The 20,169-nt window shown below is 56.4% G+C and carries 17 protein-coding genes and 4 tRNA genes; 12 read left to right on the forward strand and 9 right to left on the reverse strand.

The genetic code is table 11. The features are described from left to right. Positions 1–158: 158 nt before the first annotated feature. Positions 159–698, reverse strand: a complete 540-nt coding sequence (locus tag K5E40_RS19740) for a TetR/AcrR family transcriptional regulator (protein WP_221732214.1) — start codon at positions 696–698, stop codon at positions 159–161. Between the two features lie 91 nt (positions 699–789). On the opposite strand from K5E40_RS19740, the gene K5E40_RS19745 reads away from it, so the two are divergent. From K5E40_RS19745 to K5E40_RS19760, 4 genes are all read left to right on the forward strand, one after another. Next, the gene (locus tag K5E40_RS19745; RefSeq protein WP_221732215.1) at positions 790–1,977 is read left to right on the forward strand and encodes an MFS transporter; all 1,188 of its coding nucleotides are present in this window, start codon (positions 790–792) and stop codon (positions 1,975–1,977) included. A 52-nt stretch (positions 1,978–2,029) separates the two neighbouring features. Continuing rightward, the gene (locus K5E40_RS19750) at positions 2,030–2,341 is read left to right on the forward strand and encodes a cupin domain-containing protein (RefSeq protein ID WP_221732216.1); all 312 of its coding nucleotides are present in this window, start codon (positions 2,030–2,032) and stop codon (positions 2,339–2,341) included. Positions 2,342–2,446: 105 nt separating this feature from the next. Beyond that, the gene (locus K5E40_RS19755; RefSeq protein WP_221732217.1) at positions 2,447–3,598 is read left to right on the forward strand and encodes a TDT family transporter; all 1,152 of its coding nucleotides are present in this window, start codon (positions 2,447–2,449) and stop codon (positions 3,596–3,598) included. Positions 3,599–3,695: 97 nt separating this feature from the next. Continuing rightward, on the forward strand, positions 3,696–5,570 hold the full coding sequence (locus K5E40_RS19760; protein WP_221732218.1) for an MFS transporter: 1,875 nt from the start codon (positions 3,696–3,698) through the stop codon (positions 5,568–5,570). A 114-nt stretch (positions 5,571–5,684) separates the two neighbouring features. Here the strand turns inward: K5E40_RS19760 and sugE are convergent, their stop codons facing one another. The 3 genes from sugE to rdgC all read right to left on the reverse strand — a co-directional run bounded on the left by sugE (position 5,685) and on the right by rdgC (position 8,151). Next, on the reverse strand, positions 5,685–5,999 hold the full coding sequence (gene sugE, locus K5E40_RS19765; protein WP_221732219.1) for a quaternary ammonium compound efflux SMR transporter SugE: 315 nt from the start codon (positions 5,997–5,999) through the stop codon (positions 5,685–5,687). A gap of 119 nt (positions 6,000–6,118) precedes the next feature. Further along, positions 6,119–7,084, reverse strand: coding sequence for a bile acid:sodium symporter family protein (locus K5E40_RS19770; RefSeq protein ID WP_221732220.1), 966 nt, complete (start codon positions 7,082–7,084; stop codon positions 6,119–6,121). Positions 7,085–7,230: 146 nt separating this feature from the next. Then, a complete protein-coding gene (gene rdgC / locus K5E40_RS19775; protein ID WP_221732221.1) occupies positions 7,231–8,151 on the reverse strand; it encodes a recombination-associated protein RdgC in 921 nt (306 codons plus the stop codon). A gap of 159 nt (positions 8,152–8,310) precedes the next feature. Here rdgC and K5E40_RS19780 point away from each other — a divergent pair. The 5 genes from K5E40_RS19780 to K5E40_RS19800 all read left to right on the forward strand — a co-directional run bounded on the left by K5E40_RS19780 (position 8,311) and on the right by K5E40_RS19800 (position 10,414). Continuing rightward, positions 8,311–8,386 (forward strand) — tRNA-Val (locus K5E40_RS19780). 19 nt (positions 8,387–8,405) lie between these two features. After that, positions 8,406–8,482: transfer RNA gene (locus tag K5E40_RS19785), tRNA-Asp, on the forward strand. Positions 8,483–8,680: 198 nt separating this feature from the next. Then, positions 8,681–8,756 (forward strand) — tRNA-Val (locus tag K5E40_RS19790). A 19-nt stretch (positions 8,757–8,775) separates the two neighbouring features. Beyond that, a tRNA-Asp gene (locus K5E40_RS19795) sits at positions 8,776–8,852 on the forward strand. A 233-nt stretch (positions 8,853–9,085) separates the two neighbouring features. After that, positions 9,086–10,414, forward strand: coding sequence for an integrase arm-type DNA-binding domain-containing protein (locus K5E40_RS19800; RefSeq protein WP_042558340.1), 1,329 nt, complete (start codon positions 9,086–9,088; stop codon positions 10,412–10,414). A 697-nt stretch (positions 10,415–11,111) separates the two neighbouring features. Here the strand turns inward: K5E40_RS19800 and K5E40_RS19805 are convergent. The 4 genes from K5E40_RS19805 to K5E40_RS19820 form a co-directional block, all read right to left on the reverse strand. Next, a complete protein-coding gene (locus tag K5E40_RS19805) occupies positions 11,112–11,441 on the reverse strand; it encodes a hypothetical protein (RefSeq protein WP_170037952.1) in 330 nt (109 codons plus the stop codon). A gap of 201 nt (positions 11,442–11,642) precedes the next feature. Further along, positions 11,643–13,916 carry a DUF262 domain-containing protein gene (locus K5E40_RS19810; RefSeq protein WP_221732222.1) on the reverse strand — a complete coding sequence of 758 codons (2,274 nt, stop codon included), beginning with the start codon at positions 13,914–13,916 and terminating at the stop codon, positions 11,643–11,645. Further along, positions 13,913–15,715 carry a DUF262 domain-containing protein gene (locus tag K5E40_RS19815; RefSeq protein ID WP_170037956.1) on the reverse strand — a complete coding sequence of 601 codons (1,803 nt, stop codon included), beginning with the start codon at positions 15,713–15,715 and terminating at the stop codon, positions 13,913–13,915. Before K5E40_RS19815 ends, K5E40_RS19810 begins: the two co-directional genes overlap by 4 nt. Before the next feature lie 241 nt (positions 15,716–15,956). After that, complete coding sequence (locus K5E40_RS19820; protein ID WP_169864270.1) at positions 15,957–17,030, reverse strand: YafY family protein; 1,074 nt, start codon at positions 17,028–17,030, stop codon at positions 15,957–15,959. A 100-nt stretch (positions 17,031–17,130) separates the two neighbouring features. On the opposite strand from K5E40_RS19820, the gene K5E40_RS19825 reads away from it, so the two are divergent. From K5E40_RS19825 to K5E40_RS19835, 3 genes are all read left to right on the forward strand, one after another. Then, entirely contained in the window at positions 17,131–18,012 is an 882-nt protein-coding gene (locus tag K5E40_RS19825) for a hypothetical protein (RefSeq protein WP_169864271.1), read from the forward strand. A 74-nt stretch (positions 18,013–18,086) separates the two neighbouring features. Beyond that, positions 18,087–18,449: a hypothetical protein gene (locus tag K5E40_RS19830; protein WP_233097144.1), complete on the forward strand. Its 363-nt coding sequence runs from the start codon at positions 18,087–18,089 to the stop codon at positions 18,447–18,449. Positions 18,450–18,529: 80 nt separating this feature from the next. Beyond that, the gene (locus tag K5E40_RS19835) at positions 18,530–19,507 is read left to right on the forward strand and encodes a hypothetical protein (RefSeq protein ID WP_170037958.1); all 978 of its coding nucleotides are present in this window, start codon (positions 18,530–18,532) and stop codon (positions 19,505–19,507) included. A 338-nt stretch (positions 19,508–19,845) separates the two neighbouring features. Here K5E40_RS19835 and K5E40_RS19840 read toward each other — a convergent pair whose 3' ends face one another. Continuing rightward, positions 19,846–20,151 (reverse strand): hypothetical protein, encoded by a 306-nt coding sequence (locus tag K5E40_RS19840; RefSeq protein WP_047227866.1) that lies wholly within the window; start codon positions 20,149–20,151, stop codon positions 19,846–19,848. Positions 20,152–20,169: the final 18 nt, after the last annotated feature.

The following is a 20,169-nucleotide window of genomic DNA, read 5'->3' on the forward strand; positions in this document are numbered from 1 at the left end:
GCGGTTAGTCAGTGTCGACCAAGGTCTTGGCGTGGCGGGGTGTCGCAGATGTGGAACCGGGTGGTTTTCATGGTGACTTGTCGGGCTTTTTCGCGAGCAGGCTCGCTCCCACATTTGGAACGTATTCCCCTGTGGAAGCGAGCGTGCTCGCGAAGACGTCAGCCCTGCAACGCGATATCAATCAACCGATGCAGCTCTTGCACCTCAAGCGCCGACGCCGAAAACAGAATGCGAAACACCACCGGCGACACCACCAGATTGATCAGCCGATCAACGCTTGGTGCCGGCTCATCGGGGTAGCGCTCAATGATGGTCTGCAACTGCGCCCCGATAATCGTCACGCAATGGCCTGGCGTCGCGCTCGCCTGCACGTCGCGCATCATGTTGCGCCCAGGCTCGGAACTCATTTCATCGAGATACTGCTCGGCCCACGCGCGAATATCGCCGCGCAGGCTGCCGGTTTCAGCCGGCGCGCTGTCGGGGCGCATGCGGGCGAGGGCGACGTCGGCCAGCAACGCAGCCAAATCACCCCAGCGCCGATAGATCGTCGACGGCGTAACGCCTGCGCGCGCCGCGATTTGCGGGACGGTCACGCTTGAGCGCTCCTGTTCTTGCAGGAGTGCGTGAACAGCCGAGTGAATCGACTCTTGCACCCGGGTGCTGCGACCGCCGGGGCGTAAACCTTCTTTAATAGCCATGCGGCAGACCTTAACACAAAGAATTTGCTTTAAGCGTTGGGCGGTAGCACACTCCGCAAAAGCAAAAAATTAGCTTTAGCGGAGTGTGCCCATGAATAGTCCCGTTTCCCATCGTTCGAACTTGTGGTTTCTGGCGATCACCTTACTCAGTTTTCTCGCCGCTTCCACTGCGCCGACGCCGTTGTATCACCTGTATCAGGATCAGCTGCATTTCTCGGCAGCAGTGCTGACCCTGATTTTCGGTGTCTATGCACTGAGTCTGCTGGCGGCGTTATTAACCGTCGGTTCGCTCTCCGATCACCTGGGGCGCAAACCAGTGATCTTCACGGCTGTGCTGCTCAATGCGTTGGCGATGTTGCTGTTCATTTATGCCGACAGCGTCAGTGGGTTGATTGCAGCGCGGGTTCTGCAAGGCTTCGCCACCGGCATGGCCACCGCGGTTTTAAGCGCCACGTTGCTGGACACCGACCGCCAGCAAGGGCCGTTGATCAACAGCGTTGCACCGCTGCTGGGCATGGCGCTGGGCGGCATGGGCTGCGGGTTGCTGGCCGAGTTCGCCCCGGCGCCGTTGCAACTGACTTACTGGCTGCTGCTGGCGCTGTTTGTGGTGCAGGCGCTGTACGTCTGGCGTTTGCCGGAAAGTGTAACGCCGCAAGCCGGGGCGTGGGCGTCATTGCGGCCGACGTTGCATGTACCGATTCAGGCCCGTGCAACGTTGTGGCGAGTGTTGCCGCTGAACACCGCAACCTGGGCGCTCGGCGGTTTCTATGCCTCCCTCGCGCCATCGCTGGTGCGCGCCGCCACCGGTTCCACTTCCAACCTGGTCGGCGGCGCAACCGTGGCGGCATTGACCGTGACCGGCGCACTGATGATCTTCACCCTGCGCAGTCGCAGCGCCAAACGGGCCTTGCAGTTGGGTGCGAGTCTGCTGCCGATGGGGCTGGTGCTGATTCTGCTTGGCGTGCACAGCGCCAGTCTGTCGCTGTTTTTCCTCGGCACGCTGGTGGCAGGCTGCGGCTTTGGCGCCGGGTTCCTCGGCGCCGTGCGCAGTCTGGTGCCACTGGCCTTGGCTCATGAGCGCGCCGGGTTGATGTCGGCGTACTACGCGCTGAGTTATTTGGCGTTCTGCCTGCCAGCGTTGCTCGCCGGATACTTGGCATGCCGCTTTGGTTTGCTCGCGACCACCGATGGCTATGGTGCGGTGCTGATCGTGTTGGCGCTAGGCGCTTTGTTGCTCAGTCTGCGTGCTCAACCGGCCAAGGTGTGCAACGCTCCATAACCGGCGCGGTTTCGGTTAGCCTTGCCCGGCCATTCTTCTCACGGATCGACTCATGAAGATTATTCGCAGCAAAACTTTCACTGCTGACCGAGCCTGGGGTGCGCTGGACATCGCCAACATGAACGGCATTACCACACGCCTGCACTGGACCGATCAGCCCTATAAATGGCACGTCAATGATGGCGAGGAAGTGTTCGTGGTGCTCGATGGGCAAGTGTCGATGCATTACCGCGAGGAGGGCGAAGAAAAACAGGTGCAGCTTGACGTTGGCGACATCTTCTACGCCTCGGTTGGCACCGAGCATGTCGCCCATCCGCAAGGCGCGGCGCGGATTCTGGTGATCGAGAGCGAAGGTAGCGTTTGACTGCTTATTGGTAAAATAGATAACAGTTAGAGATATTACCCGTTATATAGATATTCGATTCGGTTCTACCATGGACTCAACCTCACCAGAGGACAGGAGTTCACGATGACTTGCCCCAACAGCGCCAAACCCGGCATCAAGCCGTTCAATCAACTTCAGCATCCGCGTGAAGTGATCCGTCAATTCACCCCTAACTGGTTCGCCGCGACCATGGGCACCGGCGTGCTGGCGTTGGCACTGGCGCAATTGCCGTTGACCCTTCCCGGGATGCACGCTGTGGCCGAAGGGTTGTGGTTGTTCAACATCCTGTTGTTCTCATTGTTTAGTGCTGCTTACGCCGCCCGCTGGATGCTGTTTTTCGACGAGGCGCGGCGGATTTTCGGCCATTCCACCGTGTCGATGTTCTTCGGCACCATTCCCATGGGGCTGGCGACGATCATCAACGGCTTCCTGGTGTTCGGTCTGCCGCGCTGGGGCGATGGGGTGATTCAGCTTGCTGAAGTGCTGTGGTGGGTTGATGTGGCGATGTCGCTGGCCTGCGGCGTGTTGATCCCGTACATGATGTTCACGCGCCAGGAACACAGCATTGATCAGATGACCGCCGTTTGGCTGTTGCCAGTCGTGGCTGCGGAAGTCGCGGCGGCCAGCGGTGGTTTGCTCGCCCCGCACCTGACCGATGCCCACTCGCAACTGGTGGTGTTGACCACAAGCTACGTGCTTTGGGCATTTTCCCTACCGGTAGCGTTCAGCATTCTGACCATCCTGCTGCTGCGTATGGCCCTGCACAAATTGCCTCACGAAAACATGGCAGCGTCGAGCTGGCTGGCACTCGGACCTATCGGCACCGGGGCGCTGGGCATGTTGCTGCTGGGCGCTGATGCGCCGGCCATCTTCGCGGCCAACGGTCTGCCGGGCATCGGTGAAATCGCTGCGGGTCTGGGACTTGTCGCTGGGATCACTTTGTGGGGCTTTGGCTTGTGGTGGATGTTGATGGCGTTGCTGATCACCGTTCGCTATCTGCGTGACGGCATCCCGTTCAACCTCGGCTGGTGGGGATTCACCTTCCCGTTGGGCGTGTATTCGCTGGCAACCTTGAAGCTGGCGAGCACGCTCAACCTGACATTTTTCAGTATTTTCGGCACGGTGTTGGTTACTTTGCTGGCGGTGATGTGGCTGATTGTCGGCAAGCGAACCCTGCAAGGCGCCTGGCGCGGCGAGCTGTTTGTCTCGCCGTGCATTGCAGGTTTGAAGAAATAACCTGAAAAGTTTAGGTAAGGTGTGGCCTGGATCGCGGTTCGAGATTCCAATAAGAAGTATCCAGGCCTCCCTCTACAAAAACAGGTACACACGGAAGATGAGCCACCCCTCACAGTTCAACCTGCTGCGCACCCGGCGCTTCTTGCCGTTTTTCATCACGCAGTCGCTCGGTGCGTTCAACGACAACGTGTTCAAGCAGTCGTTGATCCTCGCCATTCTTTATCGGCTGACCATCGAAGGTGACCGCTCCATCTGGGTCAACCTGTGCGCGCTGCTGTTTATCCTGCCGTTCTTTCTGTTCTCGGCGCTGGCCGGACAGTTCGGTGAGAAGTTCGCCAAGGACGCGCTGATCCGTCTGATCAAACTGGCGGAAATCGCCATCATGGCGGTGGGATCGGTCGGTTTTCTCTTCGATCATCTGTCACTGATGCTGGTCGCGCTCTTCGCCATGGGCACGCATTCGGCCTTGTTCGGGCCGGTGAAGTATTCAATCCTGCCGCAGGCATTGCGCGAGGATGAGCTGGTGGGTGGCAACGGGTTGGTGGAGATGGGCACGTTTCTGGCGATTCTGGCCGGGACCATCGGTGCCGGGGTCATCATGTCTTCTACTCATTACGCGCCACTGGTGTCGACCGCCATCGTCGGCATCGCGGTGCTGGGCTATCTGGCCAGCCGCAGCATTCCCCGTGCGGCGGCTGCGTCGCCGCAAATGCGCTTGAACTGGAACATCTTCAGCCAGTCCTGGGCGACCTTGAAACTGGGTCTGGGCCAGACGCCAGCGGTGTCGCGCTCGATTGTCGGCAACTCGTGGTTCTGGTTTGTCGGGGCGATTTATCTGACGCAAATCCCGGCCTACGCCAAGGAGTGGATGCACGGTGATGAGACCGTGGTCACGCTGATTCTTACGGTGTTCTCGGTCGGTATCGCGCTGGGGTCGATGCTCTGCGAAAAGCTTTCCGGGCGCAAAGTCGAGATCGGCCTGGTGCCTTTCGGCTCGTTCGGCCTGACTGTGTTTGGCCTGCTGCTGTGGTGGCATTCCGGTGGAATTCCCGACAGCGTCACCGGCCATAGCTGGACCGAAGTGCTCGGCTTCGCACACACCTGGGCAGTGTTGGTCGACATTCTCGGTCTTGGCGTTTTCGGTGGTTTCTACATCGTGCCGCTGTACGCACTGATTCAGTCGCGCACCGCCGAGAACGAGCGGGCGCGGGTGATCGCGGCCAACAACATTCTCAACGCACTGTTTATGGTGGTCTCGGCGATTGTCTCGATCGTGTTGCTGAGTGTGGCCAAGTTGTCGATTCCGCAGCTGTTTCTGGTGGTTTCGCTGCTGAACATCGGCGTCAACGCCTACATCTTCAAGATCGTTCCCGAGTTCAGTATGCGTTTCATGATCTGGCTGCTCAGCCATTCCATGTACCGCGTGGAGCATCGCAATCTGGAAGCGATTCCGGATGAAGGTGCAGCGCTGCTGGTGTGCAACCACGTTTCGTTTGTCGACGCCTTGCTGATTGGCGGCGCGGTGCGTCGGCCGATTCGCTTTGTCATGTACTACAAGATCTACAACTTGCCGGTGCTGAACTTTATCTTCCGCACGGCGGGGACAATTCCGATTGCCGGACGCAACGAAGACATTCAGATCTACGAAAAGGCCTTCAGCCGGATAGCCCAGTATCTGAAGGACGGTGAGCTGGTGTGTATCTTTCCGGAAGGCAAGTTGACGGCCGATGGCGAGATCAACGAGTTCAAGGGCGGACTGACGCGGATTCTGGAGGAGACACCGGTGCCGGTGATTCCGCTGGCATTGCAGGGGTTGTGGGGGAGTTTCTTCAGTCGCGATCCGAACAAGGGCGTGTTCCGCCGGTTGTGGTCGCGGGTGACGTTGGTGGCCGGACCGGCGGTGGCTGTGGAAGCCGCGCAGCCGGCGAAATTGCAGGAGTTGGTGGGGGCGTTGCGCGGGACAGTCAGATAGTCGCTGACTTCAAGGGCCCCTTCGCGAGCAAGCTCGCTCCCACATTCAGCCGCGTTCTGTCAGAGGAATACGGTCAACTGAGGGCGCGGGCTTGCTCGCGAAAGCAGTTGTGGCCTAAGCGCTGACCTTGAGGCCAATCAACCCGGTAATGATCAACGCCACACTGGCCAACCGAATCAGCGCCATCGACTCGCCAAACAAAATGATTCCGGCAATCACCGTGCCCACGGCACCGACGCCGGTCCAGATCGCATAAGCCGTGCCCAGCGGCAACTCCTTCATCGCAAGGCCCAGCAGGCCAAGGCTGATGGCCATGGCCGCAACGGTCAGTGCGGTGGGGAGCGGGCGGGTGAAGCCGTCAGTGTATTTCAGGCCGACGGCCCAGCCGACTTCAAACAGGCCGGCGCAAAACAGAATGATCCAGGACATGGGAGACCTCCATCGATTGATGGGGTCGTCCCCGGGTTGATGACTCGATCGAGCCGCAGGGTCGTCCCCGCGTTGCGAAATAGTCTGACGAGCATTAACCCAGGGATCAAGTTTTGAAATCAGTCCGCTGTTTGTCGTGACAGCATTTGACGATCTTCTTTCTCACTCATTCGCCGGAAGTATGTCGAAAGCAGTGCCCCGGAAATGTTGTGCCAAACGCTGAACAGCGCGCTCGGCACTGCCGCCAATGGCGAGAAATGCGCGCTGGCCAGCGCGGCGCCCAAACCGGAGTTCTGCATCCCGACTTCCAGTGCCAGCGATTTGCGCTGGGCCAACGGCAACTTGAACAGGCGCCCGGTGAAGTAACCCAGCACGTAGCCGAAGCTGTTGTGCAGCATCACCACGGCCATGATCAGCAGGCCGGATTCGGCAATTTTCGCCTGACTGGCCGCTACCACGGCGGTGACGATGATCACGATGCTGACCACCGACACCAGAGGCAACACATCGACCGCGTGGCGAACCCTATCGCCGAGCAAACGTTGAGCAACGACGCCGAGGATGATCGGCAGCAGCACCACTTGCAGGATCGACCAGAACAGCTCCATGAATGACACCGGCAACCACGCCGAGGCCAGCAGCCAGATCAGTGCCGGGGTCAGCAGCGGGGCGAGGAGGGTGGTGACGGCGGCGATGGCCACCGACAGCGCCAAGTCGCCGCGGGCCAGCCAGGTCATCACGTTGGAGGAGGTGCCGCTGGGGCAGCAGCCAACCAGAATCACGCCGACAGCAATTTCTGGCGGTAGGTGAAACGCTTGGCACAACAACCACGCCACGCCGGGCATGATCACGAAATGCGCGACCACGCCCAGCGCCACACGCCATGGGTGGCGGGCAACGGCAGCGAAGTCGTCGAGTTTGAGGGTCAGGCCCATGCCGAACATCACCAGTCCGAGCAACGGCACGATGGCGCCTTTGAGGCCAAGGAACCATGCCGGTTGCAGGAACGCCACGACGGCGAAAATCAGAACCCAGTAAGCGAAGGTGTTGCCGACAAAGCGGCTGAGTGCAGCCAGTGCGCGCATGGCCCGATCCTTATTATTAGTCACACCACAAAACCAATTGTGGGAGCGGGCTTGCTCGCGAAGGCGTCGGGTCAGCCAATATATATTTGAATGACACACCGCTTTCGCGAGCAAGCCCGCTCCCACAGTTTGAACTCCGCTGGTCTTTAGATCCCCTGCGGAGTCTCTTCCCCGCCCAGCGCTTCAACCAGCGCCGGCAGGAAGTCGCCGAACGTCAGCATCATCAGGGTGAAGCTGGCGTCCAGTTGGCCTAGAGCTTCGTCGCCGCCGTCCTGTTCCGCCTGATCCTGCAACAGGTCTTCGAATTTCAGGCGCTTGACGGTCATTTTGTCGTCGAGCATGAACGACAACTTGTCCTGCCAGGCCAGCGACAACTGAGTGACGACTTTGCCGGTGCTCAGGTGCAACTGGATTTCTTCGCTGGTCAGGTCCTGGCGCTTGCAGCGCACGATACCGCCGTCTTCGTGGGTGTCGCGCAGTTCGCACTCGTCCAGTACATAGAAATCGTCGGCGGCTTTTTGCGTGGTGACCCAATCAGTCATCACAGCGGTCGGTGCCATCTTCACGGTCAGCGGACGGACGGGCAGGGTGCCGATCACTTCACGCAGCGTGGAGAGCAGGTCTTCGGCACGTTTCGGGCTGGCCGAGTTGACCAGGATCAGACCCGTTTTCGGCGCAATGGCCGCAAAGGTCGACGAGCGACGGATGAAGGCACGCGGCAGGAAAGCCTGGATGATTTCATCCTTGATCTGATCGCGTTCCTTCTTATAGACCTTGCGCATCTGCTCGGCTTCGATCTCTTCGACCTTTTCCTTGACCGCGTCACGCACGACGCTGCCAGGCAGAATGCGTTCTTCTTTACGTGCAGAAATCAGCAGGAAGTCACCGCTGACATGCACCAGTGGAGCATCTTCGCCTTTACCGAATGGCGCGACGAAACCGTAGGTGGTCAACTCCTGGCTTGCACATGGACGCGCCAGTTTGGTGGCCAGTGCAGTTTCCAGCGCCTCGGCATCGACAGGCAGGTCTTGGGTCAGGCGATAGATAAGCAGGTTTTTGAACCACATGGGGTGAGTCTCTCCTTTATACAAAGGGGGGCATTATTGTCTTCGCCGTGGCATAGGCCAACCCTTCTCTAAGCCTTTGGAAGGCCTCGGAAAATTATTTAAAAAAGTGCTTGCCAGAGGTAGGGTCGCTCCGTAGAATGCGCGCCACACCGAAGCGAAGGGTGATTAGCTCAGCTGGGAGAGCGTCTGCCTTACAAGCAGAATGTCGGCGGTTCGATCCCGTCATCACCCACCATTCGTTTCAAGTGTTTAGCGCAGCGGTAGTTCAGTCGGTTAGAATACCGGCCTGTCACGCCGGGGGTCGCGGGTTCGAGTCCCGTCCGCTGCGCCATATTCGGTAACCTGGACCACTGAACGCCAGGTCACCACGGAAGAACCCGCTAAAGCGGGTTTTTTTCTGTCTCAAGTTTGTACCTTGTTCCATCGGGTTTGTGTCGTTTCACCGGTTTTCGGATTTTTTGAAAAAAACTTCAATTAAATCAACACATTACGAAAACTTGTGGCATAATGCGCCCCGTAACGAAGCGAAGGGTGATTAGCTCAGCTGGGAGAGCGTCTGCCTTACAAGCAGAATGTCGGCGGTTCGATCCCGTCATCACCCACCATTCGTTTCAAGCGTTTCGCGCAGCGGTAGTTCAGTCGGTTAGAATACCGGCCTGTCACGCCGGGGGTCGCGGGTTCGAGTCCCGTCCGCTGCGCCATATTTGCTTCCACTAAGGCCCACTGAACGCCTGGAAGCTACGGAAATAGCGGCCTTGAGCCGCTTTTTTCGTTTTCTGAATTCCACTGGAATCCATCTCCAGCCACGGTTTTTAAGTACACATTTAAGTACACCGCTGGCACAGCCTTTTACGATTCCTTACGCATCAATTTTCGTATTGGTCCGTCTACCGCTGGGTTGTATTCCCCTCCTTGATGCAAAAGGAGGTGTCTGATGGCTCTGACAGATACAGCGATCAAGCAAGCCAAGCCCGCCAGCAAGCCTTATACGTTAACTGATGGGGATGGCTTATCTCTGCAAGTGCCCACGACGGGTTCGAAGCGCTGGCATTTCCGTTTCTATTGGCATGACAAGCAATTGCGTATTTCCCTTGGCATCTATCCCGACGTCAGTCTCAAGGAGGCTCGCCAGCGGAGAGAGGCTGCACGTGCGCTGGTGGCCAACAATATCGATCCCCGCTCACATCGTCGCGCCGAGCGCCAAAAAGCCTCTCACGCCGCCAACAACACGTTTGAAGCGGTTGCTGGTCGCTGGCATGAGTTCCGAAGTAAAAAGCTGACGAAAAGTAAGAAGGGCAGTGCAGGGCAAGCGAGCAAATACCTGAAGAAGGACATGCTGCCGTGTTTGGGCGATCTTCCGATCTCAGATATTTCTCGTGGTGACGTGCTGGAGCTCATTAGGCGAATTGAGCGCAGAGGGGCGCTGGTCTCTGCTCGGAAGGTGCGCACCTGGCTCAACCAGATCTTCCGTTTTGCCATGGCGGAAGGGCTCGTTGATGTGAACCCAGCAGCAGATCTTGATATCGTTGCCGAGACGCCGCGGCCAGTTCGCCATAATCCCTTCCTCCAGGTAAATGAACTTCCAGGACTGCTCAGGACCGTAACCCACTATGGGTGTGCAGAAGCGACACGGCTTGGTATTCGTCTATTGCTGTTGACAGGGGTACGTACAGGAGAGCTACGGGCGGCGACGCCAGACCAATTCGACCTCGACAAGGGGATCTGGCTGGTGCCGCCGGAGGGTGTCAAGCAACTCCGGAGTCGTGTTCGAACCCAGGGGAATGAGATCCCACCTTATGTGGTTCCGCTGTCTACCCAAGCAATTGCAATTGTGCAGCGGCTGATGCAGTTAAGGGCGCGCGGTGCGCGGTATCTGCTGGTTCACCGATACGAACCGCAGGAAATGATCAGTGAAAATACCCTTAACACCGCGATTAGCCGTATGGGTTACAAAGGAAGGCTCACCGGTCATGGCATCAGGGCTACCATCTCCACGGCGCTTAACGAGGTTGGCTTTGTAGAAGAGTGGATTGAGGCGCAGCTTTCACACGCTGATACCAACCAAATTCGGGCTGCATACAATCATGCAGAATACGTCGAGCCGAGACGTAGGATGATGCAATATTGGGCGGATTTATTAGATGCCCTAGAGGTCGGCTTTGCTCCACCTAGGCCAGAAGCATACATGGCGCAGAGCGGTCGACGTTCAATGGATTTTCTGAACGCGCAGCAGGAGTCTGCTGGTGATGGTATGGGGTGCTAGGGGTAGAGTGTTCGAATCACTCCGTCCCGACCATATTATTCAATGACTTAGCCCGGTTCGGAAACGACCGGGCTTTGTTGTTTCTGGGATTTGATCATTTTGGTCACCGTTGGGTCACCGTTAGCAAAAAGCTCTTAAAGGGCCATTCGGGGCTTCGTCGCGTTGAAACCTGTCAAGTCTGATCAGTTCTGATTGTATTGGCTGCGATCTTTTCCTTTTCGCGAATTTTCTATTGGGGGGGCTAGCTGACATCGACACGACTAGCTGTCTTCAGATTTTTTCTGATCACCACCAGAAGGATATGACAAATTAGGGCGAGGCCGATCACCAACTGCTTACGGTGGATGTTTTCGTCCTGCAGCTGGCAGAGTTCCCGTGCCTGTCGCAGCAGTGAGGGCGGGTGGAGCCAGTCAGATGGTCTCAGGAGGCAGGGCAAGCGTGAACCCATCATGTCGCATTGCTTGAGCTGAGATCGTCGCATGATAAGCGTTGTGGGAGGTCGATTTTTCTGGTGTTCGGAGGCAGGCCCGAACCGGGTAGTCAGGCAAAGCTCGAAGCGACTGGCAAAGTAAGCTTTCTCGAGGCTCGTCACATTGAATAGATTCGATGTAGATGTGCGCCCATCCATCGTTAGTGCATGTAATGGCTGAGGCTATGGGCGCTTAAAGTAAAGCGCCCGGTGAAAACTTCCTTTTAACTACTCATTTTCATCTACGGCTACACTGAAGCTGAGGTCTTTTATCATTAGCGCGCCTGGAGTTACACATTCAGTGGCGTTAATAAATAGCTTGCCAGTGCTGAAGTGTTGGGTGTACTCCACCCTCCATGTGAAGAGCTGCTTTTCTTCGGTGTTTTCACCCCGCGATATAGCGAAGAACGAAGTTTCGAATTCGACGTCGTCCTCATCATAGGCTTGTTGACTTGTCTGAACAGTATCACCTTGCTTCAAGGTGTCGGAGTCAACTCGAAACTCCTCATTTTGAAGGCTAATCACGGCCTCACCCACACTTTCGATGTAAAACGCCATCCGATTTCACTCCTTGGTTAGAGTGGAATTGTAATGGTGAATCAATGGATCAAGCCAGTATTTCGAAAACTGGTACTCAAGCCGGTCTGTCCCTGATCAGTCGGGGGCAGATGTCGGCTTTTGGCAAAGCCGACATTTGGACAACCATCGTCAACAGTCTTACTAATCAGAAACCGGCTAACCCTTGAGCCGATCCTGCCGCTAGAGACCGAGCTCATCCATTGCAAGGAGCAACTTGGCACCCTGTATGATCCGGTCAGTAGCATCTATGCCGTTTTCCTGTGGCACTCGATATATCTGGTCACTGCCGATGTTGAAGCTTGCACGTAAGTCCTCCATATTCCGTGCGAGTTCAGGGTCGTCAGGTAAGTTTTCGAGTTTCCATCCGTCGTCGACACTTTCGATGGTGACAGTACCACCCGTTCGTTCCAGCCCGCGACGCAGGGTTTCGTATCCATAAAACCAGAGGTTGTTGTCTGGAACCTTCAAGCCGCTCGTGGTCGCCACCGCCGAGAGATAGGGGTCGCGGTAGTAACTGCGCATGACTGTCTTGTCCAGCATGCAAATGCTGTAGCCACGTTGGCTGATGGCATAGCGGCCCGAGTTACCTTCACGCATGCGCGGGTACTTGACCAGGTAATAACGCCAGTCCAGCACGTGGTCGCGTTCGCACGCGGTGAGGAACGCCTGCTGAATCTCTTTGAGTACGGCGAGATCGTTACCGCTTTGCGCGACCTGATCGAGTAGTTCGGTAAGGGGTTGTACCAACTGGGGACTCTTTCTGCTCGCAAGCAGATCCCGCCAGACTGCTTCACTGCGCGGCGAGCCGAAATCGAAAAATCGGTAGCCGCCATAACGATCCTGCTTGCGCGAATAATCGCCCAGCGAGAGCAGTGCGCCGGTCAACTGTGGCCAACAGTGAGCATCTTCGAACAAGGTAAGAAACGCTAAGGCACGTTGGGCAAAAATTGCAGGGTCCAGAGCTGGGTCGAGGTCGAACACGGCCAGTGCGCCGTGCAGCACGCTGTTGTCTTCCAGTTGGTAGACCGCTTTTCGCAGCGACGGGTGGGCGGCAAGTAGGTTGATCTTGTCCTTTTCGTTCGCGATCTGCTTCTGATTGAAGGTCGATACGCCGTCCAGGGTTCCGTCGACTATGACACGGCGTACATCTTCCAATAAGGCGGGCATGTTCTGGGCGCGCATCTCACCGCCACCGGACGCTTCGATCAGGTTGCGCACGATACGTAACTGTTCAGGGAAATCAGCGGTGTTGTGCATGCGATGCAGCAGCACTGCGTAGAGCAGAAGGCTATGAGCCTGACTCCACTCGGAATCCCCGTAATGCCGGCAGCAACCACCGAAGAGGTCGATGCGGCTCTGGCCGGGCTGGGTGCGCAGAGGATTGAACAGCAGCAGGGCCGATGGGGATCGAGCGTCGGCTGCACGCAGCCAGGTGTTGAAGGCATCACTCGTGTCCAGGTCGACCCAGATATCGAAGGCTGCAAACAGGTAGTTCAGGTGCTCGACCGCCTTCGCTTGGTCGCTGGCAAACAGGCTTTGTGCCAACTGATCGAGGCTGGCCTTGCTGTCGGCGCGATTACCCTCGCGCCAGGCGCAAAGGTCAAACACAAAACGGAAGTAGCGCATGAATTGATCATCAATAAGCTGATCAGCGTCCTTGTAAGCCCAGATGACGTCCGTCCACACGGTATCAACCCTGTGTGCGAAATCGTCGGCTTGTGCAGGACAGGCGCTTTTGAGCAACGTCTCGAAATGCGCTTTGAAGTTTTCGAACGGCGTCAGCGGCTTGCCGCGAGAGTTCATCTTGATATAGAGATCGTCATTGAGCTTGTTCTTCACCACCGGCAGCAGGTGGAAGCTGATTGCCGGATGGTCGGTCGCGGCAAGACGTTCCCAGGCAGCAGCGAATGCTTCGCTGCTGGCGCTGGCAAAACGCTGTTCCAGCGCCTGCAGCATGACCAGCATGGCTCGGATACTGGAGTCATGTTGCCACCCGTGAAAATACCAGGGCTGATCGACAATCCAACCCTTCAAATCGGTCTCGCCGGCGGGTGGTCGATAGTTGGCCAATGCCTCGCAGAACTGTCGGGCACTGGCGCGGGTGGCGTAGGTGAAGTTGCGCCATGCTTGCCCTTCGATGGGCTCGCCGGCCTGCCAGCTCAGGTACCAGTGCAGCAGGAACAGCGTGGTCAGGCGTTGTTGGCCATCCAGGGGATAGAGGGTGCCGTCCACGACATCGCCATAGATGAAATCCAGGCTGATGGGACGGTCGTCATGCATGACGGCATCATGCAAGGCGTCGACGAAGTCCTTGCGGATTCGCTCCACCGATGCGCCATGACGGCCTTGTGCATAGTCGCGCTGGATCAGCGGGATTTCGATTCTTTGGATTCGATGAGTCGCCTGCAAGTTTTTGTCGAAGAGTGAAATGTACGACGTGAGTGTGTGGTTCATGCCATTTTCTCTTCGTTCAGGAAATAGGGCTTGGCGATCTCGAGGATTGTATCGAGGTAATGATTGCGATCCTGAGGGCCCCAGAAATGGTTCTGGTGCGCGTTCGCCGGGGTGTAGTACTTGAGGAATACATTGCGCGTGCACACCGGTATGTAGCCTCCCTTTCGGTCTACATCCAGAAGCATTTGCCGCTTGGCCTCGAACACCGCGTTGCTCAGCAGGCTGTTGTCCGACCTCGACAGCAGGACTAGGTTGGCGATGGAGTGCAGGCCATGAGCAGAGGCAGTCTGCTCGTCGGGCGCATTGAAAGCGGCGACGACACGACTGGCCAGGTCTTGAAAGGTGTTGCCAAAGTTCTGCGCCGTGCCGACTTGCTCAAGCGCTGTCTTCAGTTCCTCAAACAGCTGCGACTGTTGCGGGACGGTATCGGGCGCCAGCTCACTGAGCGCGGTCAAATGCAGCCTTAACCAGGTTTGCCATTGTTCGGCCTTGGTCAGGTTCTCGGCATCCTGCGCATGGATGTGCTCCAGCGACCATGCCGTATCGGTGTGCATGTGGAAGGGGAAGCGTTGGTTGGCGTGTGGCACCCGGCGCATGGTTTCGACATTCACCAGCAACAGCAGGTTCAGCAACTTGTCGTAGTGCTTTCGGTCGTCATAGCTGAGCGCTTCCACGTCCGAAGCTTTGAGGCTCAGTGAATCTTGGATGCGGTGATCCAGGTCCTGTTCGAATTGACGTTTGCTCTGGTTTGCGGACAAACGAGCCAGTTCTCCGAAGTCCGTCCCTGTGAGTACCAGATAACCCACCTTATGAAACAGGTTGCGGTTGTTGAACCAGCCAAGCATCAGGTCATGCAGGTTGAGAACCTGCAGCCAGAATGCCAGTGGGTCTGTTTCGATATCCGGCCGCAGAGACTCGAAGGTATGGTAGCGGGTCGACTTGCGTGACTGGCTGCCGGATACCAGCGAATCGAGCAAAAGGCTGATCCTGGTCGGGTAGCGGTCGGTAACCTTCGGCGAATTGCCACAGATGAAACCCCACAGCTCGGGGGCATGGAGATCGCGCTCGATGATGTCCCATTGGCTGGCGACCTCGGCGGCTCGATCGGCATGCTCGACCTTGATCCTGGACAGCAGCAACGCTTTGACCAACTCCGCATCCGTCAGCGGTATCCGGCCGACGTTCAATCGAGTGAACAGGGCCGTGGCATCCATGTCTTCGGGGGCCTGATACCAGATCACCGCGACTTTCTCGAACAGCGCTTCGTAGAATTTGTTGGCCGCGAATTGAGTGCGAGCACCGTGTTTATCGAACCACTGACCAATACAGCGATAAGCCCTGTGCAAATGGAAGTAATCGATGTTGCTGTCGTAGTCTTCCAGCTCCTCATCGCCGAGCCTTTCGAGAAATGTTGCGCTCCCTGGGCGGGTTTCGTAGTGCAGTGAATAGGGCAGCGGGGCCTTGTTCAAACCCGTTTTATGCATGTAGAGCAGTATCAGGTAGATCGTGGTCAAGCGCTGCTGCCCATCGACCAATTCCCATTGACATGTTTGCGCCGTAGAGCCTCGTGAATGCTGTTTGACCACAATGGGCTGTAGATTATAGGGCTGGTCCAGTTCTGCGGTTTTCAACGCCTGCCAGATGTCGTTCAGCAGGCGGTCCACATCCGTAGTGTCCCAACGGTAGCCACGTTGGTATCCAGGCACCCTGAAAACACCAGAAATATCGCCTACGAATTTGCTAGCCAGCGTTGCTGCAGTCAAATCGACACTGTGTGAGTCCAAGCAAAGTTCTTCCATGATTTACGATCTCGAATCGGGTGCTGGGTAGGCATGGGATGTTTGGCGCTTCGCGTGGATTCAATCACCCAGTGCGGCTCATTGCCATCATTTTGACTGGCGGATGGGCAAAATCCATGAAACTCAGCCTTCCAGGCGTCCACCCGACATCCCGAATGCCTATGTCTGGTCAGTGGCAGCACGTTTGGGTAGCCATGTCCAAAGCACTTACGCAATTGCATCGGATCTGCGGTCCGGGCAATTAATCGCCCGCGTATACACTCGCTGCTCGACGAAGCGTTTCGCGCACGTGTGCTCGTATTACTGGAGGGGCGAGCACTTCAATGTCCCCAGCATTGCTGAGCAGGAACAGGCGCAAGCCTTGGGTGTCGTGGAGGGTGCAGCTCAAGTCCCATCGGTCGTCGGCGTATTGCACTACAACCTGGTCTTCAGCCAGCGGGTTCTCGGTAAGCCGATTGTGCAGGTTGGGGCTAAGACGTAGTTTGAGTTGGATGGGACTTTCGCCGTGTATCGTCATGAGGTGCTTTTGGACCTCAAAGGAGTTGAAGTCGTAGCTGGCCGGGCCAGGTATTTTCTGCCAACTCGTCTTGACCTCTACCATTCGATGCAGCATGAGGGCGCACATCGACTTGGGGCCGTTACTGCTGTACTTGCCGCGGTAGGTGTCTGACGCGGGTGGATCCGACTGCGGCCACTGCTCCTCGAGCACGTAGGCAGACAGATAGACGTTTGAATCCTGATAGGAAAGTGCCAAGGGTTTAAGTAGGTAAATGCACTCAACGCCTCCGGCGTCTCTTGGAAGGTAGGTCACCTCAAGCGAAGCATCGTCCAGAATCGCCCCTTGGATAAGGTCGAGATGCGCAGGGTCATATTTACCGGGTTTGAGCAGCGTAAAACGGGTCCCCGAAGTGATTTGCTGCGTCCAGGCGACAGTCCGCTTGGAGTGCTTGGTTATTTCCGTGGTTGCGCATTCGCGTAGCTTGGTCAGTTGTACCGTATGTGGTGGGAAGCCGAAGCGCTCTGCGTGGTCGAAAATAGCGGCCAACGTCATTGCCTCTGTGGGAGAGAGCGTCAAGTCGAAGCTGCCCCGACCGGTTTTCCAATATTTTGATTTCTTATCTGAGCCGGTTTCACCCTGAGTTACCAACTCGGCTTCGGTCAGAGCTTCGAGGTCTCGCAGTGTGGTTTTTACATGGAGGCTGAAATCATTGAACCACCGACATAGTTCAGTGTGGATATCCGCCGTCGACAGGGACTTGCCTTCGCGTTGAAGAATTTTGCGCAAAGCGGTACGGCGTCGGTGATGATTTATCATTGCTGAAGCTCAGGGACAAAAAGTGGGTTTATCTGCTGGGACTATGTACTGGCTGACAAGCAATCCTGCGACTACATGTGTCAGCCCACAGGAGCATTTCATGAACGACCAAACCTATCTAGCCCTTCCTGACGTTTCTGGGTTCATCAGCTGGCTGGCCACTGAGCTCGATTCACAAGTGCACTTTAATCATCAATATGTCAATCGCAAGACTGATGAGAAATGGTCATGTAGCAGCCTGTACAACGCCTTCGAAAACTACCGTTGGAACCATCCGGGTAATGCCCGCTTAGGCTTCAATCGAGGGTTTTGCTCCAGCAGCAACGGTATCGCTTTGTCTGCCCTGCGTCAGGACTTGGTGAATGCTTGTGGGAGCGACTCGCGCACTCTAGATGCAGCCGTCGACGTGATGCGCTGGGGGGGTGTAACTGCCCACAATGTGGATTGGCTGAAGAAGAATGAGCTCGGGCTTGGCCGCATGTTGCAAGACGTACAAGCTGCGATAGTCGCCGGCGACAGCCATGCACCTGTCTTGCGTTCGAAAAACCTTCGTTTCAACTCTGGGATGACCAAGGTGTACTCCTTGCTCTGCAAAGACTTCATCATCTACGACAGCCGCGTTGCCGCAAGTCTGGGCTGGATGGTCGTAAAGTTTTGCCTTGCATACGGATTGTCTAAGGTTCCTGAAGGGCTGTGCTTCCCTTGGGCCGCTGCCAAGGAAGGAGAGAATACGCTCGCTCCCAAGCGCCGCGACCCTGGTGCCGGCGGGCTCAAGTTCAAGGTCTTGCGCTCAGGCCATCATCACGCAATGTGGAATATGCGCGCCAGTTGGGTGCTGAGTGCGGTCCTGGCGCATCCAAGCGCCGCCGGCAGCCGCTTCCATTTGGTGCCCACTCCGAATGACCCGCTGCGTGCCCTGGAGGCTGCACTCTTCATGATTGGCTACGACCTGGGTGATCAGCGTCTAGCTTTAGCGGCTTAAGACCTGATCGACAACTTCCTTTCGTTGCTTGACGGGGAGGTCATTCTAAATGAGTGAGGTGCAGGATGCGCGACATGAATCCGTTGCAGGCTTTGATTATGCAGCTCGCCGCTGACGGCATCAGCGCTGGTGACTTGAGAAAGGCCGTGATGCAGGCATGCCCAAATCTTTGTGATGCGAAGTATCAATCCACGCTATTTGGCCTGCAGGAGGCCGATAGCCTTATGGGCCAGGAAGTGGGCGGCGAGTGGTGCTTCACAGCAATCGATAAAGCTGCCCCGGGCTACCCTCACCCGGAGTACAGCGCTGAATTTGCCGAGAAGATCTTGGCCGCATCATGCGGGGAGTTTGTCGAGATCAGCGCAGACGATTTGCTGGCTCAGCTGGACGAGATGCTGGCAAAGGCTCGCGCTAAGAACCCGAACACAGGAACGTAAACACCCGGCAGTCCAGTGATCATTAAGGATGCGGTGTTTAACGAACATCAACTGTGTATCAGTCAGAAAGGGGGGGCTTGATGGACATCAAGTCCGATTTTGTGTCCGTCGAACGGGATGAGTTCGATGGCCTCACCACGATTGAGCACCTGCGCCACTGCCGGCATCGCTCCGGCATGTATGAGATTACCTTCTCATGGCGCCGCAATATCCGTCCTGCTTCAGACCGCATGATTCTTGATGTGGAGATCAAGACCACTCGCTCAGGCAGCTGGTTACCATCTCAATTGACCCTATTGGTCGACCGTCAACGGTTTGACTTGAAGTACCAGACAAACAGAAGCAGCGAATATCGCGGGGGTAGCTTCTACGAAATCGGCATGTTTTTCATCGAGCCATCTCAAAAGATTCTTCGCTGCCTGTGTGATGCCAAAGTACTGAAGCTCAAGCTTCAATCTGACGAGAAAAATGAGCATACGGTTCTTCCGGACGAATTTTGTGCCCAGCTACAGTTGCAGGCTCAGCAGTTCTATAACAACGCTTTCGATGGTGACGAGTATTTGTCAGCCGTCAGTGGCGTAGCTGTACGGACAGAAGACACAACGTTCGCTGAACAGATTGCCAGACGAGAGTCGAGCTATCGGCAATTGTGCAGGTATCGACTGCTCTGGGCTGTACTCTGGGGCAGTTTTTTTGGTGAGCTGTGCGTGCTTGGCGCGTTCGAGATCATCACGTTCTCGGCCAAGTCGGCGGACCAGTTGATCATCGCTGGAGTGCTCAGCGCCTCAAGCTGGCTAATTCCCCATCTTCAGATCCTTTGGATCGAACACCAGAAAAACAAAGAGTGCCCCAGTTGTCACCATAGAGCGATAAAGATGGTCCGCTCTCATGAGGCGGTTTATCAAGTCCGATCCGTGGAGCATCTTGTCATCGAAAGATTGACAGGGCAGCGCAAGTCGCGGCAGGTGACCGTGACAGACCATGAGGTGAGTCAGGATTTCGAGTGCAAGGACTGCCGGCATCTATGGACGCGAGGCTATATTGCTCGAGGTTTCTAAGACATCCTGTCAATGAACGGCATCGCTAGGCTCGGATCTGATTTCGGCTAACGACTCATCTTGTCGCAACACGCTGTAGTCTGGAATAAGTGCCAACAGATTGAGGGGTTTCTATGGTCAGGCCAGTGCGTCCTTTCACCATGCGTTGCAAAGATTGTGGCTGGAGCCAAACGGTTATCCCGCTCAGTGATGTCTTGCGATTCGAAGACTGTCCTGAGGTTTGCCCGCGTTGTAAAAGTCGGGATGTAAATATGGAACAAGCCACGGCCCTGGAAGTGGCCGTGGCGAAAGTAAAGCGATTATTTGGTTAGCCCTGAGCCTGAAACTTTGCCTGGCGGCTATAGCGGACCATTCAGTTCTTTTACTTTGTATACGCCAGGCTTGACTCGCAGGTACTTTGCTTCGGCACCCTGTTCGACATTGTAGCCGCCGGCTCCCGTCTGCTCGTCCTGCGCGTAGTTGGCGATGGTCGTCCCGATCGTCGATTCCATAAAGAACTCGAATCCGATACGATATTTTTCAACCAGCTTCTGCTCTATAGAGCACATGACCCGACGACGTTCGCTAGTCAGTTCTTGCACTTCAAAGGGTTCGCTCAGCGCACCGTTGCGCACTTCCAGCAGGATTGATTCATACAGCGTCATGCTTTTTTCCTTGTGATG

It is taken from the genome of Pseudomonas baetica (genome assembly GCF_019733355.1).
In the GTDB taxonomy this organism is placed as follows: Bacteria; Pseudomonadota; Gammaproteobacteria; order Pseudomonadales; family Pseudomonadaceae; genus Aquipseudomonas; species Aquipseudomonas baetica_A.